At 71.3% G+C, this 22,270-nt stretch carries 21 protein-coding genes; 14 read left to right on the top strand and 7 right to left on the bottom strand.

Features of this window, described 5'->3' with window-relative positions:
• Positions 1 to 22: 22 nt before the first annotated feature.
• The 6 genes from ACSBPH_RS03435 (at position 23) to ACSBPH_RS03410 (ending at position 4,647) form a co-directional block, all read left to right on the top strand.
• A complete protein-coding gene (locus ACSBPH_RS03435; RefSeq protein WP_442576211.1) occupies positions 23 to 337 on the top strand; it encodes a TraR/DksA family transcriptional regulator in 315 nt (104 codons plus the stop codon).
• Positions 338 to 809: 472 nt separating this feature from the next.
• The gene (locus ACSBPH_RS03430; protein WP_442576210.1) at positions 810 to 1,379 is read left to right on the top strand and encodes an alternate-type signal peptide domain-containing protein; all 570 of its coding nucleotides are present in this window, start codon (positions 810 to 812) and stop codon (positions 1,377 to 1,379) included.
• 73 nt (positions 1,380 to 1,452) lie between these two features.
• Entirely contained in the window at positions 1,453 to 2,049 is a 597-nt protein-coding gene (locus ACSBPH_RS03425; protein ID WP_442576209.1) for a hypothetical protein, read from the top strand.
• A complete protein-coding gene (locus tag ACSBPH_RS03420; RefSeq protein ID WP_442576208.1) occupies positions 2,046 to 2,951 on the top strand; it encodes a hypothetical protein in 906 nt (301 codons plus the stop codon). The genes ACSBPH_RS03425 and ACSBPH_RS03420 overlap by 4 nt, the downstream gene beginning before the upstream one ends.
• Positions 2,948 to 3,613 (top strand): signal peptidase I, encoded by a 666-nt coding sequence (locus ACSBPH_RS03415; protein WP_442576207.1) that lies wholly within the window; start codon positions 2,948 to 2,950, stop codon positions 3,611 to 3,613. Before ACSBPH_RS03420 ends, ACSBPH_RS03415 begins: the two co-directional genes overlap by 4 nt.
• Before the next feature lie 137 nt (positions 3,614 to 3,750).
• Positions 3,751 to 4,647: an aldo/keto reductase gene (locus ACSBPH_RS03410; protein WP_442576206.1), complete on the top strand. Its 897-nt coding sequence runs from the start codon at positions 3,751 to 3,753 to the stop codon at positions 4,645 to 4,647.
• A 31-nt stretch (positions 4,648 to 4,678) separates the two neighbouring features.
• Here ACSBPH_RS03410 and ACSBPH_RS03405 read toward each other — a convergent pair whose 3' ends face one another.
• The 3 genes from ACSBPH_RS03405 to ACSBPH_RS03395 all read right to left on the bottom strand — a co-directional run bounded on the left by ACSBPH_RS03405 (position 4,679) and on the right by ACSBPH_RS03395 (position 7,946).
• Positions 4,679 to 5,878 (bottom strand): saccharopine dehydrogenase family protein, encoded by a 1,200-nt coding sequence (locus ACSBPH_RS03405; RefSeq protein ID WP_442576205.1) that lies wholly within the window; start codon positions 5,876 to 5,878, stop codon positions 4,679 to 4,681.
• A gap of 93 nt (positions 5,879 to 5,971) precedes the next feature.
• Positions 5,972 to 6,361 carry an MmcQ/YjbR family DNA-binding protein gene (locus ACSBPH_RS03400; RefSeq protein ID WP_442576204.1) on the bottom strand — a complete coding sequence of 130 codons (390 nt, stop codon included), beginning with the start codon at positions 6,359 to 6,361 and terminating at the stop codon, positions 5,972 to 5,974.
• Between the two features lie 55 nt (positions 6,362 to 6,416).
• Positions 6,417 to 7,946: an MATE family efflux transporter gene (locus tag ACSBPH_RS03395; protein WP_442576203.1), complete on the bottom strand. Its 1,530-nt coding sequence runs from the start codon at positions 7,944 to 7,946 to the stop codon at positions 6,417 to 6,419.
• A gap of 172 nt (positions 7,947 to 8,118) precedes the next feature.
• On the opposite strand from ACSBPH_RS03395, the gene ACSBPH_RS03390 reads away from it, so the two are divergent.
• Positions 8,119 to 8,697: a dihydrofolate reductase family protein gene (locus ACSBPH_RS03390; protein ID WP_442576202.1), complete on the top strand. Its 579-nt coding sequence runs from the start codon at positions 8,119 to 8,121 to the stop codon at positions 8,695 to 8,697.
• Between the two features lie 67 nt (positions 8,698 to 8,764).
• On the opposite strand, the gene ACSBPH_RS03385 is transcribed toward ACSBPH_RS03390, so the two are convergent.
• The 4 genes from ACSBPH_RS03385 to ACSBPH_RS03370 all read right to left on the bottom strand — a co-directional run bounded on the left by ACSBPH_RS03385 (position 8,765) and on the right by ACSBPH_RS03370 (position 12,907).
• Positions 8,765 to 9,874, bottom strand: coding sequence for a fatty acid desaturase family protein (locus tag ACSBPH_RS03385; RefSeq protein WP_442577233.1), 1,110 nt, complete (start codon positions 9,872 to 9,874; stop codon positions 8,765 to 8,767).
• A 245-nt stretch (positions 9,875 to 10,119) separates the two neighbouring features.
• A complete protein-coding gene (locus ACSBPH_RS03380) occupies positions 10,120 to 10,323 on the bottom strand; it encodes a cold-shock protein (RefSeq protein WP_141885348.1) in 204 nt (67 codons plus the stop codon).
• Between the two features lie 523 nt (positions 10,324 to 10,846).
• On the bottom strand, positions 10,847 to 11,620 hold the full coding sequence (locus tag ACSBPH_RS03375; protein ID WP_442576201.1) for a patatin-like phospholipase family protein: 774 nt from the start codon (positions 11,618 to 11,620) through the stop codon (positions 10,847 to 10,849).
• An 84-nt stretch (positions 11,621 to 11,704) separates the two neighbouring features.
• On the bottom strand, positions 11,705 to 12,907 hold the full coding sequence (locus ACSBPH_RS03370) for a MalY/PatB family protein (RefSeq protein WP_442576200.1): 1,203 nt from the start codon (positions 12,905 to 12,907) through the stop codon (positions 11,705 to 11,707).
• 71 nt (positions 12,908 to 12,978) lie between these two features.
• Here ACSBPH_RS03370 and ACSBPH_RS03365 point away from each other — a divergent pair, with 71 nt between their 5' ends.
• From ACSBPH_RS03365 to ACSBPH_RS03335, 7 genes are all read left to right on the top strand, one after another.
• Positions 12,979 to 13,755, top strand: a complete 777-nt coding sequence (locus ACSBPH_RS03365) for an alpha/beta fold hydrolase (protein ID WP_442576199.1) — start codon at positions 12,979 to 12,981, stop codon at positions 13,753 to 13,755.
• 133 nt (positions 13,756 to 13,888) lie between these two features.
• Positions 13,889 to 15,598 (top strand): IlvD/Edd family dehydratase, encoded by a 1,710-nt coding sequence (locus ACSBPH_RS03360; RefSeq protein ID WP_442576198.1) that lies wholly within the window; start codon positions 13,889 to 13,891, stop codon positions 15,596 to 15,598.
• Entirely contained in the window at positions 15,585 to 16,484 is a 900-nt protein-coding gene (locus ACSBPH_RS03355; RefSeq protein ID WP_442576197.1) for an SMP-30/gluconolactonase/LRE family protein, read from the top strand. Before ACSBPH_RS03360 ends, ACSBPH_RS03355 begins: the two co-directional genes overlap by 14 nt.
• Complete coding sequence (locus ACSBPH_RS03350) at positions 16,481 to 17,488, top strand: zinc-dependent alcohol dehydrogenase (protein WP_442576196.1); 1,008 nt, start codon at positions 16,481 to 16,483, stop codon at positions 17,486 to 17,488. Before ACSBPH_RS03355 ends, ACSBPH_RS03350 begins: the two co-directional genes overlap by 4 nt.
• A gap of 42 nt (positions 17,489 to 17,530) precedes the next feature.
• A complete protein-coding gene (locus ACSBPH_RS03345) occupies positions 17,531 to 18,523 on the top strand; it encodes an FUSC family protein (protein ID WP_442576195.1) in 993 nt (330 codons plus the stop codon).
• A gap of 94 nt (positions 18,524 to 18,617) precedes the next feature.
• Entirely contained in the window at positions 18,618 to 20,186 is a 1,569-nt protein-coding gene (locus ACSBPH_RS03340) for a carboxyl transferase domain-containing protein (protein WP_442576194.1), read from the top strand.
• 63 nt (positions 20,187 to 20,249) lie between these two features.
• Positions 20,250 to 22,226, top strand: coding sequence for an ATP-binding protein (locus tag ACSBPH_RS03335; RefSeq protein WP_442576193.1), 1,977 nt, complete (start codon positions 20,250 to 20,252; stop codon positions 22,224 to 22,226).
• Positions 22,227 to 22,270 lie beyond the last annotated feature (44 nt).

Below are 22,270 nucleotides of genomic sequence, written 5' to 3'. Positions count from 1 at the left end.
TTTTGTACCCAGAGAGCACACCATGACCATCGAAACCACCGGTTCCACCGCCCTCGCCGACGTGCAGCGCGAACTCGAGCGCGAGCTCGACGAGCGTCTGGCCGTGCTGCAGGACCTCGCGCCGTATGCCGTTCCGAGCGTCGACCCCGTCGCCTTCCAGACGGCGGCTTCGCACCGTGTCGCGGTCGAGCAGATCACCGCCGCGCTGAACCGGCTCGCGAAGGGCACGTACGGCCTCTGCACCCGCTGCGGTGAGCCGATCGCACCCGCGCGACTCGAGGTGCTTCCGTACGCCGCCGCCTGTATCGAATGTCAGAGCCGTGCTGACGCCGCGTAATCGCAAGCCCGTCGCCATTCCGGCTGTCGCCCCTGTCGGCGACGGTTCGCGCGACGGCGGTCGACGTCATGTGCGTGGCGCGCCGCTTGCCGGGCGCACCGCCGACGGCCCCGTGGGGGCGCCCGCGCGCCGGGCGGGCAGCGCCGGCGACGAGCCATGGAGTACGTTCCGTGGCGCGACCGCGCGCTGGATCGCCCTCGGCTGACCCCTCGAGCCGCCACCCTTCCGGCATTCGAGGCCCGAGCTCGTCGCGAGCCGTTCTCGTGCCGATCTTGCGCATCCGTTGAGGCATCTCCGCAGCGGCGCGATCCTTCGCACAATCTTGCGGTACCGCTGACGCTTGCTCGGCGGGACGTTGCGGCGCCCGCCGAAGACTGGGGACGTGCTCGAGGAGCGGTCGGAGATCAGACCGACACCCTCCGGTACCACTCCCTCCCCAGAACAAGCGGCCTGCCCGCGGAAGGACACTCTCATGAAGAAGATCGTCAAGGCCTCCATCGCCACCAGCGCCGGCGTCATCCTGCTGCTCGGCGGCGCGGGAACCTTCGCCACCTGGAACTCCTCCGCCACCGCGCAGGGCGCGTCGATCGTCGCCGGGAACCTGGTCGTGGAAGCGTCTCAGGACGCCGGCGCCTGGGCCGCCAACGGCTCACCGATCTCGATCGCCGACTACCGCATCGTTCCTGGCGACGTGCTCACGTACACGAAGACGATGAAGGTCGGCGCCGAGGGCGACAGCCTGAGGGCGACGCTCGCGCTGACCGACTCCTCGATCACGCCGGCCGACGCGACGAAGCCCGCCGACGTCGCCCTCGCGAGCTACCTCACCGACTCGGCCGTGCTCACCGCTTCGGGTGCCGGCATCACGGGCACCGGTCCGACCTTCACGGTCACGCCGGCCGGTGAGGTCGTCAGTCAGGACGTCACCGTCACGGTCACCATCGCCTTCCCCGCCGGCGTCGTCGGCGGCGACAACGACGCGATGAACGGGGCGGTTACGCTCGACGAGCTCACCGTCAGCCTCACGCAGAACACCAAGTAAGCCCCGGGGGCCCGCTCGCCCGAGGCGGGTCCTCGGTTCCACTTCCATCCAGCGCATCGAAAGAGGAGCAGCGATGAGCCGCCGTACCTCCCGCCATGCCGCACGACGTGCCGCACGTCGTGCGGCGGCGCCGCGGCGTCTGCTGCTGGGCGCGCTGGGCGCGACGGGTGCGATCGTGCTCGGCGTGCTCGCCGGCGGCGGCACGTTCGCCCTCTGGACGGCGGCCGCCCCGGCCGCTGCCGCGATCACCCTCCAGGCGGGATCGGCGGGTCTCACCGCAACGCCCCTGCAGCTCTCGGCCGCCGGTCTCTACCCCGGCCGCACCGTCTGGGCGCCGACCACGGCTCGCAACACCGGCACCACGCCGCTCGCCCTCGCGGTGGACCCGGTGAAGAGCCCGACGGGCGCCACCCCTTTCACGACGTCGGTCGCCATCACCGTCGGCAGGGCCGCCTCCGCCGCCGACTGCACCGCAGGCACCGTCTCCGCCGTGACGACGACCGGCATCGGGGCCGCCACCGGCTCCGACCTGCACCTCACGCTTCTCCCCGGCGCGTCGGTGCTGCTGTGCGTCGGCGCCGGTCTGCCGCAGGCTGCGCCGGCGGCTGCGGCCGGGGGCGCGGCATCCATCCTCCTCGTCACCATCTCGGGAACACAGGTGCGCCGATGATCCGCCGCCTGCTCGGCCCGATCGCGGCCCTCGTCACCCTGGCGGTGCTGGGCGCCGCGGGCGGAGCGAGCGCCGCATGGATCGCGGCTGCGTCGGTCGAGGCATCCGTCTCGTCCACGACCATCGGGACCACGGCGCAGGTGACCGGGCTCAGCACGACATACGGGTCCTCGACAAGCAACGCGGCCGGTCAGCTGACCATCGCCAACACCGCTGGGGCGCCACTGTCGTACACGCTCGTGACGCAGCTCGGCGCGGGCAGCAGTGCGGCCCTCGCCGCGAAGATCGTGCTGCGTCTGTGGACCGGCAGCGCCTGCGGCCGTACCGCTCCGAGCACCGCCGACACCACAACCCTCGCCGACCCCGCTCCCGCTCTGCCCACCGCCGCGCGTACGCTCGCGCCAGGCGCCTCCGTCGTGGTGTGCGTCCTGACGCAGATCGACGCGCCGACGGTTGCCGCGCTCGCGGGGCAGACCGTCACGGCGACGTTCAGCGTGACCGGCGCGGTCGGCGCGAACTGGACCACCTCGGCGACCACCGTCGCATTCACCCAGTCGATCTACGGACTCGCCCCCGCGGGCGGTCCGACGTGCACGGCGGCCCCGCCCCACGGGGTGCAGCTGAGCTGGACCGCCCCCGCGAACCGCACCGCCGGCGCCACGCTGCAGTACCGCGTGGTCGACAAGTCCAACACTGTCGTGAAGGAAGTGAGCTCCAGCGCCGCGCTCGTCTCAGTCGTTCTGGGCGGAACCGACATCGCGGTGGACGGCACCCATCAGCTCCGCATCGTCGCCACCGACAAGACCGCTTCGGGCGCCACCTCGTCCGACAGTTCGACGATCACGGTGCGGCGCACCGCCGTCGGAAACACCAACGTCAAGTACGAATGCGTGATGCCGTGACCCTCTCCACACCCCTGCCCACCACTGCCCCGACGACGATCGAGTCGTCCTCGCGCAAGAGCCTCCGCGTCGACGCGCGCCGACGTGACGAGCAGAGCCTGCTGCACTACCTGGCGGTCTCGGTCAGCGCATCGATCCTCGTGCTCCTGTTGGGCGTGGCGGTCGCCGTGGTCGGTCTGCCCGCCGTCACCGGCGGCAGCGCGATGACGGTGCTGACGCAGTCGATGGAGCCGGGACTGCCTCCGGGAACGCTCGTCGTCATCCGTCCGACGCCGGTGGACGAGATCCGCGTCGGTGACGTCATCACGTACCAGATCAGCTCGGGCGAGGCGGCCGTCGTGAGCCACCGCGTGGTCTCGAAGACGTACGCCGACGACGAGCCGACCTTCATCACGAAGGGCGACAACAACGATTCCGCCGACCCCGCGCCCGTGAAGCCCGTGCAGATCCGCGGCACGCTCTGGTACAGCCTGCCGCTTCTCGGCTGGGTGAACAACGTGCTCAACGGGTCGAACCGCGCCATCGTGCTCGCGGTCGTCGCCGGCGGTCTCTTCCTCTATGCGGCGGTGTCGGTCATCGGTGCGGTTCGCGATCGACGGAAGAAGAAGACGGATGCCGCGGCCGCCGACGATCGCCGCACACAGGTGGATCAGCCTGTCTAACAATTCAGCGTCGACGCTGTCATCGCGTCCTGCAGCGTCTCCCCGATCTGACGTCATACGCGTCAACGGTGTGATTGTCGAGCCTCAGTCCCTTCTGCCGGCGTCCTGGCAGGCTGGAACCCGGTGAAAGGATCCCCATGAAGCAGCGCACTCTGGCAGGACGAGAGGTCTCGGCGATCGGACTCGGCGCCATGCCCCTGTCGATGAACAACGACAAGCAGTACCCGAGCTTCGAGGAAGCCGTGGCGACGGTCCACGCGGCGCTCGACGCCGGCGTCACCCTCATCGACACGGCAGACATCTACTCCCCGACGTGGGACGAGATGGGCCACAACGAGCGGATCGTCGCCGAGGCGCTGCGCACGTGGGACGGTGACGCGGCGGGCATCTTCGTCACGACGAAGGGCGGCATCACCCGCAGCGAAGGCGAGAAGTGGGGGCGGGACGGCTCCGAGGCGTACCTGCGCTCGGCGGTAGAGAAGTCGCTCGAGATCCTCGGCGTCGACCGGATCGAGCTCTACCAGTACCACCGGCCCGACCGCTCGCGCGTCTACGCCGAGGTCATCAAGGCGCTCGCGAAGCTCCAGGAAGACGGACTGGTGCGCGCCGTCGGCATCTCGAACGCGAGTGTCGAGGAGATCCAGATCGCACTCGACGTGCTCGGGGAGGGCAACCTCGCGAGTGTGCAGAACGAGTTCTCGCCGAAGCATCCCGGAAGCTACGACGAGCTGCGGTTCTGCGGCGAGCGCGGGATCGCGTTCCTCCCGTGGAGTCCCCTCGGTGGCACCGGCGGCGGCGCCCGGCGCGTCGGCGACCGGTTCTCCGCCTTCCGCGAGGTCGGCGAGGCGCACGGAGTGAGTCCGCAGCAGGCGGTGCTCGCGTGGGAGCTCGCGTTGGATCCGCACGTGATTCCGATTCCGGGAGCTCGGCGCGCGGCATCCATCACCGACTCGGCGAAGGCCGCCGACCTCGAGCTCAGCGCCGACGAGGTCACGCGACTCTCGGAGTCGGTCGGCATCTTCGCGGAGGACTGAGACGGCAGCTCCTGCGCGGGGGAGCTTCGCCTCAGCGCAGCGGCGCGACGTCGAGCGTGAAGCGGTTCGCCCGCAGGCGCTCTGCGAGCCGTTCGCCCATCGCGATCATGGGCGTGAGGACTCCGGCGTGGTCGGGCAGTTCGTCGAGCGCGAGGCTCAGCGCGGACTCTCCGAGCATGACGCCGGTGCCGCCGTAACCCGGGTCGTATGGCGCGGCGACGGTCGCGCGCACGGGCGCGCCCTCGACGGGATAGACGTCGACCTCGAGTCGGAAGCGCCCGTGCGCGATGGTCTTCGCGCTCGGACCGGAGCCCGGTGAAGGAAGCACGCGATCGACGACGGCCCGCGTGGGCGTGAACGACATCGCGCCGACCAGGGCACCCGCGCCGAGCGCGATGCCCGCGGCGCGGAGGAATCCGGCGGGACCGCGGCCGGTGACGACGACCTCGCGGTAACGCATGAGCTCCCCGTAGCCCCACCCCGTCAGATAGTTGGTGCGCTCCACGATCTGCCGGTTGTAGGTGGCCATGACGAACGGCGCCTGCCACACGCCGCGCTCCCTGCCCCACCCGCTGCCGAACCCGCCCGGCAGGCGCACCGACGGCCCGGGCGTGAGGGCGTAGGGGTCTGCGATCAATCGGCGGGCCGAGGCATCCGTTCTCGCCTCCTTCAGCTGCTGGCGCAGGGAGTCGATCGTGCCGCCGCTGATGCCGGCGCGCATCGAGCGCACTCGGAGGGTCGCGGCGGCGATCGGCGCGCCGCCGACGGCCGCGTGCGCGAGCCCCAGGCCGAGGTCGGAGGGGATGGAGTCGAAGCCGCACGAGTGCACGATCTTCGCGCCGCTCTTGCCTGCCGCGTCGTGATTGCGCTGGATGCTGCGCGCGACGAAGATGCTCTCGCCCGACAGGTCGGCGTAGTGCGTTCCGCTGTGGGCGCAGGCTGAGGCGACGCCGGCGCCGTAGCGCAGGTACGGTCCGACGGTCGTCGCGACGACGCGGGTGGATGCCGCGAGCCGGGCCACGGCGGCATCGTCGGCGGTGTCGAGCTCGATCATCGGCCAGTCGACGCCCAGCTCGCGCGTGAGGCGCTCGAGGCGCTCGCGCGAGCGGCCGGCGACGGCGATGCGCACCCCGTCGGGGGCGGACTGCGCCAGGTGGCGTGCCGTGAACCTGCCGACGAACCCGGTCGCGCCGAGCAGGACGATGTCGTGGTCGCGGCCGGGCGTCCTCATGGCTGGAGCGTACGCGCGGCTGTGCGGGAGCGGCAGGGGTGGCCGCTCGCTCGGGGACCGGGACCTTCCCCTCGTTTCGCCAACCGGTGCAGCTCAGCGGCGGGCGGCATCGAACTCGCGCTGGAGGTACTTCGGTGCCTGGACGCGCCACGCCTCGGTGACGAGCTCGGCGAGGTGATCGCGGTCGATGCCGGCCATGCGGAACGCGATCTTCGGCTCGCCCCAGCCGGTCGTCCGCGGCAGGAACACGTCGGGCGCCATCTCGCGCAGCGCCCTCGCGTCGAGATCGTCGGCGACCTTCACCCCGACGACGAGCTCGGCGGCGATGACGGCACGGACGTCATCGGGGATGCTGGGCCACGGGTGGCACTCCCACGCGAACAGCTTGTTGCGCACGAACCAGGCCGCGCCGCCCGTCGTCGCGCGCTCCTCGCTGCCGGGCAGGTCGACCGCGATGCTCCGCACGTCGTCGAGGGTCGCCACGCCCCGATCGTACGAGACACCCTCGACACGGGCGGACGTCGGGCCGGACACGGGCTCAGCCCCGGGCGCGACCTCGAGCCCGCGAGGAGCGCGCGAGCACCCGGCGTCCGCGCCGGACGACCGGCACCGAGGTCGTGTTCATCCCGCCCGGCAGCACGATCGAGGCCGTGACCACGGCATCCACCGTCATCGATCCGTCGGTCGGGCCGATGACCGCGATCGGCGTCGTCGGCGTCATGACGGCCGGTGCCACCGGCGCCGTGAGCAGCTGCCGGCGCGCGTGCAGGTAGGCGGGCACGAGCACGACGACCGCGCCGAGCCACGCGAGCGGGTTGCTCGCCGCGACGCCGATGAATCCGAATGCCGAGCCGAGCACGATCGCCGCGCCGACGCGCATGAACAGCTCGATCGTGCCGGTCACGGTCGGGATGAGCGCCTGCCCCATGCCCTGCAGCGCGCCGCGAAGGACGAAGAGGATGCCGAGGATCCAGTAGCTCACCCCGTTGATGGCGAGCATCTGCGCAGCGTGGTCGACGACCTCGCCCGAGCCCGTGCCGACGAACAGCTGCACGAGGGTCGCGCCGAAGGTCACCAGGAGCGCGCCGAGCACGACGGCGGCGCCGACCGCGATCCACGTCGCCTGCGTCACACCGCGGAGGATGCGGTCGGGACGACCGCCGCCGTGGTTCTGCGCGACGTACATCGAGACGGCGAGGCCGAGCGACTGCAGGAGTGCGATGGCGAGCCCGTCGACACGGGATGCCGCGGTGTAGGCGGCGACCGCGTCGGTGCCGAGGTGGTTGAGGGCGACCTGCACCGAGAGAGTCCCGATCGCGATGATCGAGGCCTGGAAGCCCATCGGAAGGCCCAAGCGCAGGTGCGCGGCGAGCTCTGACCGCGTCACGCGCCAGTCGTCGCGGCGGACGTGGAGCACCGGCATCCGTCGACGCACGAAAGCGAGGCACAGGAGGACCGAGACCGCCTGCGAGACGACCGTGGCCAGCGCAGCGCCGCCGACTCCCCAGCCGAACCCGCCGACCATCGCGATGACGAGGCCGACGTTGAGGGCGCACGCGAGGGTCAGGAAGACGAGCGGGGTCCGAGAGTCGCCGATCGCGCGGATGATCGCCGACAGGTAGTTGAAGAACATCAGCGCGCCCGCGCCGAGGAAGCTGATCTGCGCGAAGACGACGGCATCATCCATGAGCTCGGCAGGCGTCTGCAGGAGCTCGAGCAGCGGACGGCTCAAGAGAGGTGCCCCCACCGTCAGCGCCACCGAGCACACGGCTGTCAGGAGCGTCCCCGCCGCGACGGACCTGCGCACGGCGTGGAAGTCCTGCGCGCCGAACGCCTGCGCCGTCGGGATCGCGAAGCCCGACGTCAATCCCCACGCGAATCCCAGCAGCAGGAAGAGCATGCTGCCGGTCGCCCCGACGGCGGCGAGCGCATCGACGCCGAGGTGGCGTCCGACGACGATCGCGTCGGCGAGCTGATACAGCTGCTGCACGACGTTTCCGAGCAGTAGCGGAACGGAGAAGAGGGCGATGACGCGCCAAGGGCGGCCCGTGGTGAGGGCAGTGGACATGAGGAGGCTCTCGAAGGAGAAGACGTTCAGGGGATGGATGCCGCACGGCGACCGTTCAGTGTATCGAATCGATTCGGAGAGTTTCGTGGGAGGGCTTCGCGCAGCGGACTGCGCTGGCGCGTTCCGGCTCTATGCGGTTCGCTGGGACCGTGAAGGGCGAGCGGAGGATGAGATGGGGCGATTGATCTACTCGATGGGCGTCTCGATCGACGGCTTCACCGCCGATCGCGAGGGCGACTTCTCCTGGGCGCCGCCGGGCGAGGAGCAGTTCGCGTTCCACACCGAACTCGTCAGCGAGCTCGGCGGGGTCATCATGGGCCGCCGGCTATACGAGGCGATGCTCCCGTGGGAGACGGATGCCTCGATGCGCACGTCTCGCCCGATGGAGGCCTTCGCCGACATCTGGACGGCGATCCCGAAGGTCGTCTTCAGCCGCACCCTCGACCGGGTCGAGGGGAATGCGCGGCTGGCCGAGGCATCCCTCGCCGAAGAGGTGGCCTCGATGATCGCCGGCACCGACGGAGACGTCGAGATCGGCGGCCCGGGGCTCGCGCGGCAGGCGGTCGAGGCAGGCCTCATCGACGAGTATCGGATGTTCCGCTGCCCCGTCGTGGTCGGGGGAGGGACGCCTTACTGGCCGGTCGTCGCGGAGACCATCCGCCTCGACTTCGTCGAGACGAGGACGTTCAGCGGAGGCGTGGTCTACGAGCGCTATGTGCGCCGGGCCGCGGCATCCGTCGAATCCGGATGAGCCGCGTGAGCCGCGGCATCCTTCGAATCCGAATGAGCCGCGGCAGCACCGGGATGCAGCCCGTGGTTCAGGCCTTGCGGTAGGCGCCGACGACCGGGCAGTCGAACGGATCGCGAGCGGCGAGACCGACGCGGTTCAGGTATTCGATGACGATGCCGTACGAGCGCCAGATCGTGGTCTCGGTGTAGGGCACGTTGAGCGTCTTGCAGTGCTCGCGCACGATCTCGCGAGTGCGGGCGAGGTGGGGGCGGGGCATGTTCGGGAACAGGTGGTGCTCGACCTGGTAGTTCAGTCCGCCCATGAACGCGGTCGCCCACCAGCCGCCGCTGACGTTGCGCGACGTGCGGACCTGCTTGCTGAAGAAGTCGAGCTTGGCGTCGCGGGCGATGACGGGCATGCCCTTGTGGTTCGGCGCGAACGACGCGCCCATGTAGACGCCGAAGACGGCGAGCTGCACGCCCAGGAAGGCGAAGGCCATTCCCACGGGCAGGAAGAGGAAGATCGGCGTCAGGAAGATCGCGAAGCGCGCCGTCATCATGGCGATCTCGATCCAGCGGCCCTTCACGGGCTCCCGTCCGAGCACGTACTTGATGCTGAGGAAGTGGAGGTTCAGGCCCTCGAGCGTGAGGAGAGGGAAGAAGAGCCAGCCCTGGCGGCGCGTGATGAGTCGGCGGAGTCCGCGGGCCTCGGCGGCGTCCTCCTCGAGGAACGAGACGGTGTCGACCTCGATGTCGGGGTCCTTGCCGACGCGGTTGGGGTTCGCGTGGTGACGCGTGTGCTTGCTCGCCCACCACGACATGCTCATGCCGACGATCCCCGTGCCGAGGATGCGGGCGAGGCGGTCGTTGGCCGGTCCCGACGTCAGGATCTGGCGGTGCGCGGCCTCGTGCGAGAGGAACGCGACCTGCGTGAGCAGGATGCCGAGAGCGGCCGCCATGAGCAGCTGGAACCAGCTGTCACCGAGCAGGATGAAGCCCGTGATCGTGCCGGCGAAGCCGAGGGCGATCGCGGTGCCCACCAGCGCATAGAACCAGTGGGTGCGACCGAGCAGTCCGCTCTCGCGGACGACCTGTGCGACATCCGTGTACGCACGCGCCATCGGCGGGAACTCTTTCGTTCCGGCGTATGTCTGCCGGACGGGGCCGAGTCGTGACTCGAGAGCAGTCGAAGTGATGATTCACCTGATTCACTTGGGGACCGATTCGGCCGTTGAAGCCAGAGGCGGTCGCCCATCGCTACCTTCACGCTACGTGGCATCACATGAGGGAGGCGGAATACGTCCGATCTCCCAGGGGTTCGGCAGGTGCCGCGCAGGTGGCTCACCGGTGCGGGGCGGGTGGCTTCATGCCCGCCGGGTTTCCCGTCCGGGCACACGACGACGCCCGCCTCGACAGAGCGAGACGGGCGTCGGGGATCGTGAGATCAGAGGGGGCGGATGTTCGCCGCCTGCATGCCCTTGGGGCCACGCTCAGCGTCGAATTCGACCTTCTGATCCTCGCGGAGCTCCTTGAAGCCGTCGCCGGCGATCGCGCTGAAGTGGGCGAAGAGATCGGCCGAGCCGTCGTCGGGTGCGATGAACCCGTAGCCCTTCTCGGAGTTGAACCATTTCACGGTGCCAGTGGCCATCGTGTCTTTCCTTCTACTTTTCGGGCCGCGGAAGCGGCCAGGGGTGCCGCGCCGACGAGTGCGGTGCGGACGATCGAGGGGTGCCGGCCGTGTGACGGGCGGCACCGGGGGGAGAACGGATGACTCGACCGCGGCGAGGGCCGCATCGAGTGAGCCGTGGAGGCCGAGGTCGGTCCCGCGAGCACTCTGCGCGTGCGCCCCGAAGGACGTGACGTCGACGAAGCCGGCGTATTCGCCGTCACGGGTCGCGACGAACACGTCGAGGTCGGCTTGGCGCCAATCGAGCGCGCCGGGCCGGGCGATGAAGTGCATGAAAAAGGTCCGAGCTTGCAGAGGGCCAGAGGCTCTCGGGGGCAGTAGTGAGCGGTGATCAGATGCCGCTTCTCTTGGAATCGGTGGGCGTCCAGCTTAGCTTCTCCACAGTGAGACAGCGGGAAGAGACGCGTTGGTTCCGATCGGGAACGAATCCACTCTAACATCTCCGGCGCCGCTTCGGCGCGCCGCGCCGTCGACGAGGCCCGGATCACGGGCTCGATCCCTCGAGTAGCCCCCATTCCGAGTCCTGCGCGTCGAGCGCCGCCTCGGCCGCGCGCCGGCCCTCGGCGATGAGGCGGGGAACGTCCGACATCGTCCACTGCGCCATGCGCTCCATCTCGGGTTGGATGAGCAGCACCGAGGGATCGCGCACGAGATCGGCGGTGCGCGTGAGGGTCCGCATCATGCGGACGTTCTCCCACTTGGCGTGGAGTCGGACGACGATGAGCCGGTCGGCGCCGATCCGGCGGGTCGCCGCGACGGGGACGTTGTCGATCATGCCGCCGTCCGCGAGCAGCGCACCGTGCAGGCGGACCGGCGGGATGAGGCCCGGAACTGCGATCGTCGCCCGCAGCGCGAGGCTCAGGGGTCCACTGTCGATCACGACGAGGCGGCGCGTGCGCAGGTCGGTCGCCGCCGCGGCGAACCGGCGGGGCAGCTCCTCGATGATCGGGTCGTGGCCGAGCGCACGCCGGACCGACCTGCCCACGACCGCCGAGTCGAGCAGGCCCCACCGCGGCGCGCCCGACCAGCGCGCGATCTGACGCCAGCGGAAGGCGACGGCGGCCCGCTCGATCGCGGCGGGATCCACGGCGGCGGCATACGCGGCCGCGACGAGGGCGCCCGAGCTCGTGCCCGCGGCGATCCCGGGGCGGATGCCCCGCTCTGCCAGCACCTGCAGCACGCCGACGTGAGCGGCACCGAACGCACCGCCGCCACCGAGGGTCAGCCCGAGGGTCGGGTCGTCGCCGGCGAGGGGCATGGCGCGACGGTAGCATCCGGCGCGCCGGCGTCGGATTGCAGGTCACCCGCCGCGCGCGAGCGGAGGGGCGGGGTAGCCGTGCGGTCAGCCCCGCTTGGCCAGGGCGGCGGCGATCCGGCGGACCGCCTCCACGATCATCTCGGGCGCACACGCCACGTTGAGGCGCGCGAAGCCCGCGCCGGGTGCGCCGAACGCCGGGCCGCCGACGAGCGCGACGTTCGCGTGCTCGAGGATCCATTCCGCAGGATCGTCGCCGAGCCCGAGGGCGGAGAAGTCGAGCCACGCCAGGTAGGTCGCGCGACCGCGGCGAAGCCGGACGCCGGGGAGGTGGTCGTCCAGCTGCTGCTGCAGCACGGCGAGGTTCGCCTCGACGGTCGCGATCGCGGCATCCAGCCAGTCCCGTCCCCTCGAGAAGCCCTCCCGTGTCGCGATGAAGCCGTACAGCCCCGCGCGCACGGCGACCTCCTCGGGGAGGTCGTGGATGAGCGCGGCCATCCGCTCGGACTCGGCCACGAACATCGCGGTCTTGAGGCCCGCGAGGTTGAAGGCCTTGCTCCCCGAGGCGGCGACGATCGCGTGGTCGCGCGCCTCGTCCGACACCGTGAGGTAGGGCGTGAAGGTCGCGCCGGCGTGCACGAGCGGCGCGTGGATCTCGTCGCTGATGACGGATGCCCCGTGCCTCGCCACGATCCGCGACAGCTCGGCGAGCGTCTCGCGGGAGTGGACCGTTCCGGTCGGGTTGCCGGGGTTGCACAGCAGCACCGCTCGCGCCCCCGCCGTCAGCGCCCGGTCGATGCCGTCGAGGTCGAGCGCGTAGTCCGTGCCGTCGTCGAGCATCGGCACCTCGACGACGGCGCCGCCGGCCTCATCGATGAAGTCCCAGAACGGCGGGTACACGGGCGGCGTGATGACGACGCCCTCGCCCGGGGCGATGAGCCGGCGGAGCCCCTCCACGACCACGGTGCTCACGTCGGTCGCGTAGCCCATCGCCTCGACGCGTGGCCGCCAGTCCCACCGGTCGGCGGCGAAGTCGGCGAACGCCTGCGCCGTGCGGAGATCCCGGATGTTGACGTATCCCGTGTCGCTGCGCTCGAGGGCCGCGGCGAGCGCCGCCTTGATCGGCGGGGCGAGGGCGAAGTCCATCTCGGCGACGAACAGCGGCAGCACGTCGGCGGGGTACGCCGTCCACTTCTCGCTCTCGCGCGCCCGCAGGTCGTCGATCGGGTCGACAGCGGGCAGAGCGGCGGTCACGGCATCGGTCACGGCATCGGTCACAGCATCGGTCACGGTGCGGGTCCTCCCGGGCACGGGCGTTGGTGGGGTCTCCACTGTCGCACGCCGTCACTATGGTGGCCGACATGGAAATCGTGAACTCCGCAGACGGCACCCCGATCGCCTACCAGCAGGCCGGCGACGGCCCGGTCGTCGTGATCGTGAACGGCGCTCTTTCGATGGCGACGGATGCCGCGCCCCTGGCGTCCGCGCTCGCCGATGCGGGTTTCCGCGCCGTGACGTGGGACAGACGGGCCCGCGGCACGAGCGGTGACAGAGCGGGGTCCACGCCGGAAGACGAGGCGGCCGACCTCGAGGCCGTCATCGTCGCCGCGGGTGGCGACGCGATCGTGCTCGGCCACTCGTCGGGTGCCGTGCTCGCGCTGTTCGCGGCATCGCTCGGTGTGCCGATCCGGGCGCTGTTCCTGTCGGAGCCGCCGTTCCACTTCGGCGAGGACGAGCCGGCGGCCGATCTCGTCGAGCGGCTGCAGGAGCTCGTCGACGAGGGGCGCAACGAAGACGCCATCGTCACCTTCCAGCTCGAGGGCATCGGTCTGCCGAAGGAGATGGTCGAGGGGTTCCGGGCCACCCCGCAGTTCGCGTCGCTGCCGCCCATCGCGCAGTCGGTCGTCTACGACGCACGGCTGACGTGGCAGGTCTCGATCCCGACCGACGCGATGCTCGCCGTCTCCCAGCCCGTGGCGATCCTCCGCGGTTCGCAGACCTTCCCGTTCCTCATCGGGGCGGCCGATCGGCTCGCGGCGGCGGTCCCCGGCGCAGAGCTCGTGATCGTGCCCGAGTCGGTCATGCACCGGGCCGATCCGGTCGCGACGGCTCGCGTCATCGCCGACCGCGCCTGCTGACCGGCTCGCGCCCGCTGACCGGCCGCGCTCTCCGGCCGGCCCCGTCTCTCACGGTACGGTGACGAAGTCGGATCCCGGGTGACGATCGTTCCACCCGGGCGCCGGCGAGTCGTGCGATGAAGGGGGGTCAGTGATGACCCGTAGCGCCCAGTGGTACTCGGGCGATGACCGCAACGCGTACATCCATCGCGCCTGGATGCGGCGCGGAGTGCCGTCGAGCGCCTTCGAGGGGCGCCCGCAGATCGCGATCGCGAACACCGCGTCCGACCTGACGCCGTGCAACGCGCATCTCGCCGAGGTCGCGCAGTCGGTGAAGAACGGCATCTACGAGGCGGGCGGGATCCCGCTCGAGATGCCGGTCGTGTCTCTCGGTGAGACCAACGTGCGTCCGACGGCGATGCTGTGGCGCAACATGGCCGCGATGGCGACGGAGGAGATGCTGCGCGCGAACCCGGTCGACGGCGTCGTGCTGCTCGGCGGCTGCGACAAGACGATCCCGTCGCTGCTGATGGCCGCGGCATCCGTCGACCTTCCCGCCGTCGTCGTCCCGGGCGGCCCGATGCTCACCGGCACGTTCCGTGGCGAGCCGCTGGGCTGCGGCACGGACGTGTGGCGCCTCAGCGAGGAGGTGCGCGCGGGAACGCTGTCAGAGGCGATGTTCCGGGCGAGCGAGTCGTCGATGATCCGGTCGAAGGGCCACTGCAACACGATGGGCACGGCATCGACGATGGCGCTCGTCGCCGAAGCGCTCGGCACCGTCCTGCCGGGGCTCGCCGGGACGCCGGCGCCCGACGCGCGGCTGCTCGAAGCGGCGCACCAGACCGGCCGCCTCGCCGTGGAGCTCGTCGCCGACGACCGTCGCCCGTCGACGTTCCTGACCCGGGGCAGCTTCCACAACGCGATCGTCGCGCTCGCCGCGATCGGCGGGTCGACCAACGCCGTCGTTCATCTCCTCGCGATCGCGGGGCGTCTCGGCATCGACCTCACGATCGACGACTTCGACCGGATCGGTGCGGACGTGCCGCTCCTGGTGAACCTGCAGCCTGCGGGCCGGTTCCTGATGGACGACCTGTATCGCGCGGGCGGGTTCCTCGCCGTCATGCGCGAGGTGCGCGACCTTCTCGATCCCGACGCGCTCACCGTCACCGGCCGACCGTTCGTCGAGTACCTCGACGATGCGCAGATCTGGGATCCCGAAGTCATCACGCCCCGCGAGACGCCCCTCCTGTCCGCCGCCGGGATCACGGTGCTGCGCGGGTCACTCGCGCCCGGAGGTGCGATCATCAAGCCGGCCGCGGCATCCGCTCACCTCCTGAAGCACCGCGGCCCCGCCGTCGTGTTCGACTCGATCGAGGACTTCCACGCGCGCATCGACGACCCCGGTCTCGACATCGACGAGAACAGCGTCATGGTGCTCCGCGGCTGCGGGCCCAAGGGCTACCCGGGCATGCCCGAGGTCGCCAACATGCCGCTCCCGCGGAAGCTCCTCGAACGAGGAGTGCGCGACATCGTCCGGATCTGCGACGGCCGCATGAGCGGCACCGCCTACGGCACCGTCGTGCTGCACGTCACCCCCGAGGCCGCCGCGGGCGGACCGCTCGGCCTCGTCCGGACGGGCGATGTCATCAGCCTCGACGTGCGCGCCGGGCGCCTCGACCTCGACGTGGCAGCCGACGAGCTCGCCGCGCGCACGCCGAGCCAGGCCACCGTCGAGGCCTACGCCCAGCCCCGCCGCGGCTGGGAGCGGCTCTACGTCGATCACGTGCTGCAAGCCGACCAGGGCGCCGATCTCGACTTCCTCGTCGGCTCGTCAGGATCGAAGGTCGCCCGTGAGTCCCACTGAGTCCGGCACGCCCCGCCCCGCGACCAGCGAGGCGTACTTCCTCGCGGAGGGTCCGCTGTGGGACCCCGTGCGCGAGCGCGTGCTGTGGGTCGACATCATCGCCGGCACGGTCCAGCGCGGCATCCTGAACGATGACGGCACCCTCACCGTCGAAGAGGTCATCTCCTTCCCCGACACGGCGGGCGCCGTCGCGGTGAGCGCGCCGGGGGAGCTGCTCGTCGCCGGGCGTCATCGGCTCTTCCAGCGCGCCCTCGACGGCACCATCACGGCGGGTGATCGGCTCATCAGAGGCGACGGCCGGCGCTTCAACGACGGCCAGGTCGATCCGGCGGGCCGCTTCCTGGTCGGCACGATCGTCAAGCCCGGGCCGTCGGCCGAGGAGCAGCTCCTGCGCATCGAGCACGACGGCACCGTCACCGTGATCGACGACGACCTCTCGCTCTCCAACGGTCTCGCCTGGTCGAGCGACGGTCGCCGCTTCTTCAGCGTCGACACCGTCACGAGTCGCATCTTCGTGCGCGAGTACCACCCCGCGACGGGGGCGACGGGCCCGCGAGGGCTCTTCGCGACCGTCGACGGATTCCCCGACGGGATCGCGATGGATGCCGACGACCATGTCTGGGTCGCCGTCTGGGGCGGTGGGTGCGTCCTGCGCTTCTCGCCCGACGGCGCGCTCGTGGGGCGGATCGATGTGCCCGCGCCGCACACGACGTCGGTTGCATTCGCGGGCCCGGCACTGGACACGATGGTCATCACGACGGCGCGGGAGGAGCTGTCGGAGGAGGATGCCGCGCGCCACCCCGATTCGGGCCGCCTCTTCACGCTCCGCGCCGGCGTCACCGGCCTTCCGACTCGCCTCTGGCGGGGGCGGGGAGACGCGCGATGAAGGCCCTCGTCCTCACGGGGCCGCGCCACGCCGAAGTGCAGGACGTCGACCCGCCCGAAGCGGTGCCGGGAGAGGTCGTCGTCGACGTGCAGCGTGCCGGCATCTGCGGCACCGACGTCGAGTTCTTCACCGGCGAGATGCAGTATCTGCACACGCGCCACGCGGAGTATCCGCTCCGCATCGGACACGAGTGGATGGGCACGGTCAGCGCCGTCGGTCCCGGCGTCGACTCCGCGTGGATCGGCACGCGCGTGACGGGTGACACGATGCTCGGCTGCGGCGTCTGCCGCCGATGTCTCAACGGACGTCAGCACGTGTGCGCGTTCCGCACCGAGATCGGCATCCGCGGCGGACGCCCCGGTGCCCTCGCCGAGCAGCTCGCGGTGCCGGTGACGGCGCTTCATCGCCTGCCTGACGCCGTCGACGATGCGATGGGCGCGCTGGTCGAGCCGGGCGGAAACGCCTTCCGGGCGACTGATGCCGCGCACCTGGGTCGCGGCGATCGCGCCGTCATCCTCGGGCCGGGCACGATCGGCCTCCTCTCCGCGCTCTTCGCACGGGCCGCCGGCGCCGAGGTGCACCTCCTCGGCAAGGAGGAGGGCTCGATCGCCTTCGCCCGCAGCCTCGGCTTCGACGTCTGGACCGAGGCCGACCTGCCCGACCTCCCCTGGGACGCCGTGATCGAGGCATCCACCGCTCCCCACCTCCCGGCCAAGGCGGTCGAACTCGTCGAACCGGGGGGGCGCGTCGTCTACATCGGGCTCTCCGGTACGCCGAGTCTTCTCGACACCCGCCTGCTCGCTCTCGCCGACGTGACGGCGGTCGGCATCCTGAGTGCTTCGCCGGGTCTCGCCGGCACGATCGAGCAGTACGCGACGGGCGCCGTCGACCCGCGACCGCTCATCGCCGCGACGGTGACCCTCGACGAGCTGCCGGCGGTGCTGGCGGGCGAGAGGCCCGCGGGGGCAGCAAGGGGTCCGAAGTTCCACGTCGCGATCGGCTGATCCTTGCGCCGACGCGAGCCCGGTTTCGGGCAGAGTGGTCCCGTGACAGCCAGGGCGCCGATCGCGTGGTCGTGGAGGAACGCGGCGTACGGAGCGAGCCTCGCGCTGCCCGCCACGATCGGCACCGTGTTCGACCCGTCGCTCGGCGTGCCTCTCGCCGTCGGGGTCCTGCCCGCCGCCGCACTCGGCCTGAGGAGCACGCGGCGCGAGCGGGCGATGGTCGTCGTGGTCGGAGCGCTCGCCGGATTCTCGATCTTCCTCGGCGCCGTCCTCGCCCCGTGGCCTGTCCTCGCCGTCGTCGCGCTCTTCGGCCTCTGCGTCGTCGTCGCCGTGATGGCGAGCGACCCCGCGCGGCGGCTCGCCCCGCTCGCGCTCATGCTGGGTCTCCCGCTCGTCGGCGCAGGCTTCTCGGAAGGGTCGTGGGACCGCGGGCTCGCAGCCGCGGTGCTCATCGTCGGGGGCTCGGCATACGCATGGCTCGTGTCGCTCCTCTGGCCCGCGGGACACGCGATCACACGAACGCCGCGCGCCGCGGCATCCCGCACCTCGATGGCCGTGTACGGCATCCAGATCGGCCTTGCGGGGGCGATCGGAGCCGCGCTCGGTTTCGCGTGGGGCGCCGACCACCCCGGGTGGGCGGCGACTTCGGCGCTCCTCGTGAGCCGCCCGGATCATCGCCAGCTCGACGCGCGCGGGTGGGGCCGTGCCGTCTCGGTCACCGGCGGCGCGATCCTGGCGTGCGGCGTGGCCGCCGTCTCCCCGGCCGCGGCGGTGATCGCCGTCGTCGTGCTCGTCATCCTCGCCCTGGCCACGGGCACATCGGGGAGCCGCTGGTATGTCTTCCCCTTCTTCTCGACGACGATCGTGCTCTCGATGCTGCTCATCGGCGAGACCGAGCCAGCCGTGCACTGGTTCCTCGAGCGGGTCGGGCTGACCCTCGTCGGGGTCGCGCTCGCGCTGGCCGCGGCCTGGCTCGTGCCGACCGTCGCGCGCGCCGTCGGCGTCGCGCAGGACAACGCGGGCGGGCGGCGGTGACGGATGCCGCGGCATCCGTCGTCTCTCGACAAGACCGCCGTTCGCCCGGTACCCTGATTTCGGTTAATGAACAGTAACCGAGAAGGAGCGGCGGATGCCGACGGCGACGAAGCCGACGTACCGGGACCTCGTGGACGAGCTGCGCAAGCAGCGCGCCCTGGCCGCCCTCGGCGGCCCGGAGAAGGCCCGCACGCGGCACACCGAGCGCGGGAAGCTCCTCGCGCGCGACCGCATCGATCTGCTCCTGGACCGCGGCAGTCCTTTTCTCGAGGTCGCGCCGCTCGCCGGCTTCGACCTGTACGGAGGGGACTGCCCTTCCGGCGGCGTCGTCGCGGGCATCGGCCTGATCCACGGCCGGCACGTCATGGTCGTCGCAAACGACGCGACCGTGAAGGGCGGCACCTATTACCCGATCACGGTCAAGAAGCACCTGCGGGCCCAGGAGATCGCGGCCGAGAACCGCCTCCCGTGCGTCTACCTCGTCGATTCCGGCGGCGCGTTCCTCCCGATGCAGGACGAGGTCTTCCCCGACAAGGAGCACTTCGGCCGCATCTTCTACAACCAGGCGCGGATGTCGCGCGACGGCATCCCGCAGATCGCCGCCGTGCTCGGGTCGTCGACGGCCGGCGGCGCATACGTCCCCGCCATGAGCGACGAGACGGTGATCGTCCGCAACCAGGGGACGATCTTCCTCGGCGGGCCGCCCCTGGTGAAGGCCGCGACGGGCGAGGTCGTCACGGCGGAGGACCTCGGCGGCGGCGTCGTGCACACCCGCGTCTCGGGAGTCACCGACCACCTCGCCGAGAACGACGCGCACGCGCTGCAGATCGTCCGCGACATCGTCGCCACCCTCCCGCCGTCGCCGCCGCTCGCACAGCCCGTCGAAGCGCCCCGGCCGCCCGCGCGCGACCCCGGGACCCTCGTCGATGTCGTGCCGGTGGAGCTCACCGTCCCCTACGACGCGCACGAGATCATCGACCGGATCATCGACGCCGACTCGTTCCACGAGTTCAAGCGCGAGTGGGGCGAGACCCTCGTGACGGGTTTCGCGCGGCTGCACGGCCATCGCGTCGGGATCCTCGCCAACAACGGCGTGCTCTTCGGCGAGTCGGCCCTCAAGGGCGCGCACTTCATCGAGCTCTGCGATCAGCGCGGCATCCCCCTCGTCTTCCTGCAGAACATCGCGGGGTTCATGGTCGGGCGCGAGTACGAGTCGGCCGGCATCGCGAAGCACGGCGCGAAGATGGTCAACGCCGTCGCGTGCGCCTCGGTGCCCAAGCTCACGGTCGTCGTCGGCGGGTCGTTCGGCGCCGGTACGTACTCGATGTGCGGGCGTGCGTATTCGCCGCGTTTCCTGTGGCTCTGGCCCGGTGCACGTGTCTCGGTCATGGGCGGCCCGCAAGCGGCATCCGTCCTCTCGACCGTCCGACGCGATCAGATCGAATCCGGCGGAGGCTCGTGGAGCGCGGACGAGGAGGCCGCGTTCGAGGCGCCGATCCGCGCACAGTACGAGGAGCAGGGGAGTCCCTACTACTCGACCGCGCGCCTCTGGGACGACGGAATCATCGAGCCGGCGCAGACGCGCGACGTGCTCGGTCTGGCCCTCGACGTCTGCCTGCGCGCGCCCCAGGGCGAGCCCGGCTACGGCGTCTTCCGGATGTGAGCGGCGATGCCCGCCAGTGACGACTCAGCAGACGCCGACCGCGGCGGCCGACTCGGAGGATCCGTGCAGATCGACAAAGTCCTCATCGCCAATCGCGGCGAGATCGCGTGCCGAATCATCGCGACCCTGCGCCGGCTCGGGATCCGCTCCGTGGCGGTGTATTCCGATCCGGATGCAGCGTCCCGCCACGTGCGCCTCGCCGACGAGGCCGTGCGGCTCGGTCCCGCACCCGCCGCGCAGAGCTACCTCGACATCGACGCGATCCTCGAGGCGGCCCGGCGCACCGGGGCGCAGGCGATCCACCCGGGCTACGGATTCCTCGCCGAGAACGCCGCGTTCGCTCGGGCGTGCGGCGAAGCGGGGATCGTCTTCATCGGACCGCGGCCGGACGCGATCCAGACGATGGGCGACAAGATCACGGCCAAGCTCGCCGTGCAGGAACGGGGCGTGCCGACGGTGCCCGGTGTCGCCCGCCCCGGGCTCACCGACGACGACCTCATCGAGGCATCCGTCGATGTCGGCTACCCGCTCCTCATCAAGCCGTCCGCCGGGGGCGGCGGCAAGGGCATGCACGTCGTGGACTCCGCCGACGAGCTGCCGGGTGCCCTCGCGGCGGCCCGGCGCGAGGCGGCGGCGAGCTTCGGCGATGACACCCTGTTCCTCGAGCGATACGTGCAGAGCCCCCGTCACATCGAGGTGCAGGTGCTGGCCGACGCGCACGGCGGGGTCGTGCACCTCGGGGAACGCGAGTGCTCGCTGCAGCGCCGTCACCAGAAGGTCATCGAGGAGGCGCCGTCGCCGCTCCTCGACCCCGAGACCCGCGCCCGCATCGGCGAGGCCGCGTGCGAGACCGCGCGCTCGGTCGGCTATCGAGGCGCCGGCACCGTCGAGTTCATCGTGTCGGCCGATCGGCCCGACGAGTTCTTCTTCATGGAGATGAACACGCGGCTCCAGGTCGAGCACCCCGTGACCGAGCAGGTGACCGGCATCGACCTCGTCGAGCAGCAGCTGCGCATCGCGGCGGGCGAACCGCTGGCGTTCGGGCAGGACGACGTGCACCTGAACGGCCACAGCATCGAGGCGCGCGTGTACGCCGAGGATCCGCGCGCCGGATTCCTCCCGACCGGCGGCCGCGTCGAGGCGGTGCGCCACCCGTCGGGCGAGGGCATCCGCGTCGACACGTCGCTCGAGGACGGCCTCGACGTCTCGAGCGACTACGACCCCATGCTCGCCAAGGTCATCGCGTGGGGCCCCGACCGCGACGAGGCTCGGCGCCGGCTCGTCCGCGCGCTGGACGAGACGGCGGTCTTCGGCGTGACGACCAACGTGGAGTTCCTGCGGCTGCTGCTCGAGCTTCCCGCCGTCGCGGCGGGAGATCTCGACACGGGTCTCATCGCGCGCGGGCTCGACGGGCTCGCTTTCGCGGAGCCGGATGCCTCGACCTGGGCCGAGGCGGCGCTCCTGCTCGACGCGGCGGGGCGTGTGCCCGACGGCCACGCCACCGATCCGTGGCGTCGCGCCGACGGCTGGCGGCTCGGACCCGCGGCCCCCCGCGTCTACCGGCTCCGAGAGGAGCGCGGCGCCACCGCCGTCGTGCGGCTGTGGGGCGTCGGAGCGGATCTCGAGGTCGCGGTCGACGACGGCCCGCGGCGTCGCGCGATCGTCCGGCTCGGCGATCGGGCGCAGATCTCACTCGATGGTCTGACGCGGTCATTCCCCGAGCTCGCGACGGCCGACGCCGTGGAGCTCACGCGCGAGGGCGCGACCTTCCGGGTCGGGATCGCGGATGCCGAGCACGGCGTCGGCGAGGCGGCCGACGAGAGACCGCACCTCGACTCGCCGATGCCGGGCACGGTCGTCATGGTGCCGGTCGCCGAGGGCGCCCTCGTCGAAGCGGGCGATCCCGTGGTCGTGGTCGAGGCGATGAAGATGGAGCACGTCGTCCGCGCCGCCGTCGCCGGTACCGTGACCCTCGGGGTCGCCGTCGGCGACCAGGTCTCGCGCGGCCAGACCCTCGCGACGGTCACGCCCGACGAGTGACGCCGGCCCCCGCCGCGGTGTCGGCGGTGGGTGGAAGGATGAGG

The sequence above is a fragment of the Microbacterium sp. F51-2R genome (assembly GCF_052180235.1).
In the GTDB taxonomy this organism is placed as follows: domain Bacteria; phylum Actinomycetota; class Actinomycetes; order Actinomycetales; family Microbacteriaceae; genus Microbacterium.
The sequence above is the reverse complement of the archived record's forward strand: the minus strand, read 5'-3'. Positions and strand labels throughout refer to the sequence as shown.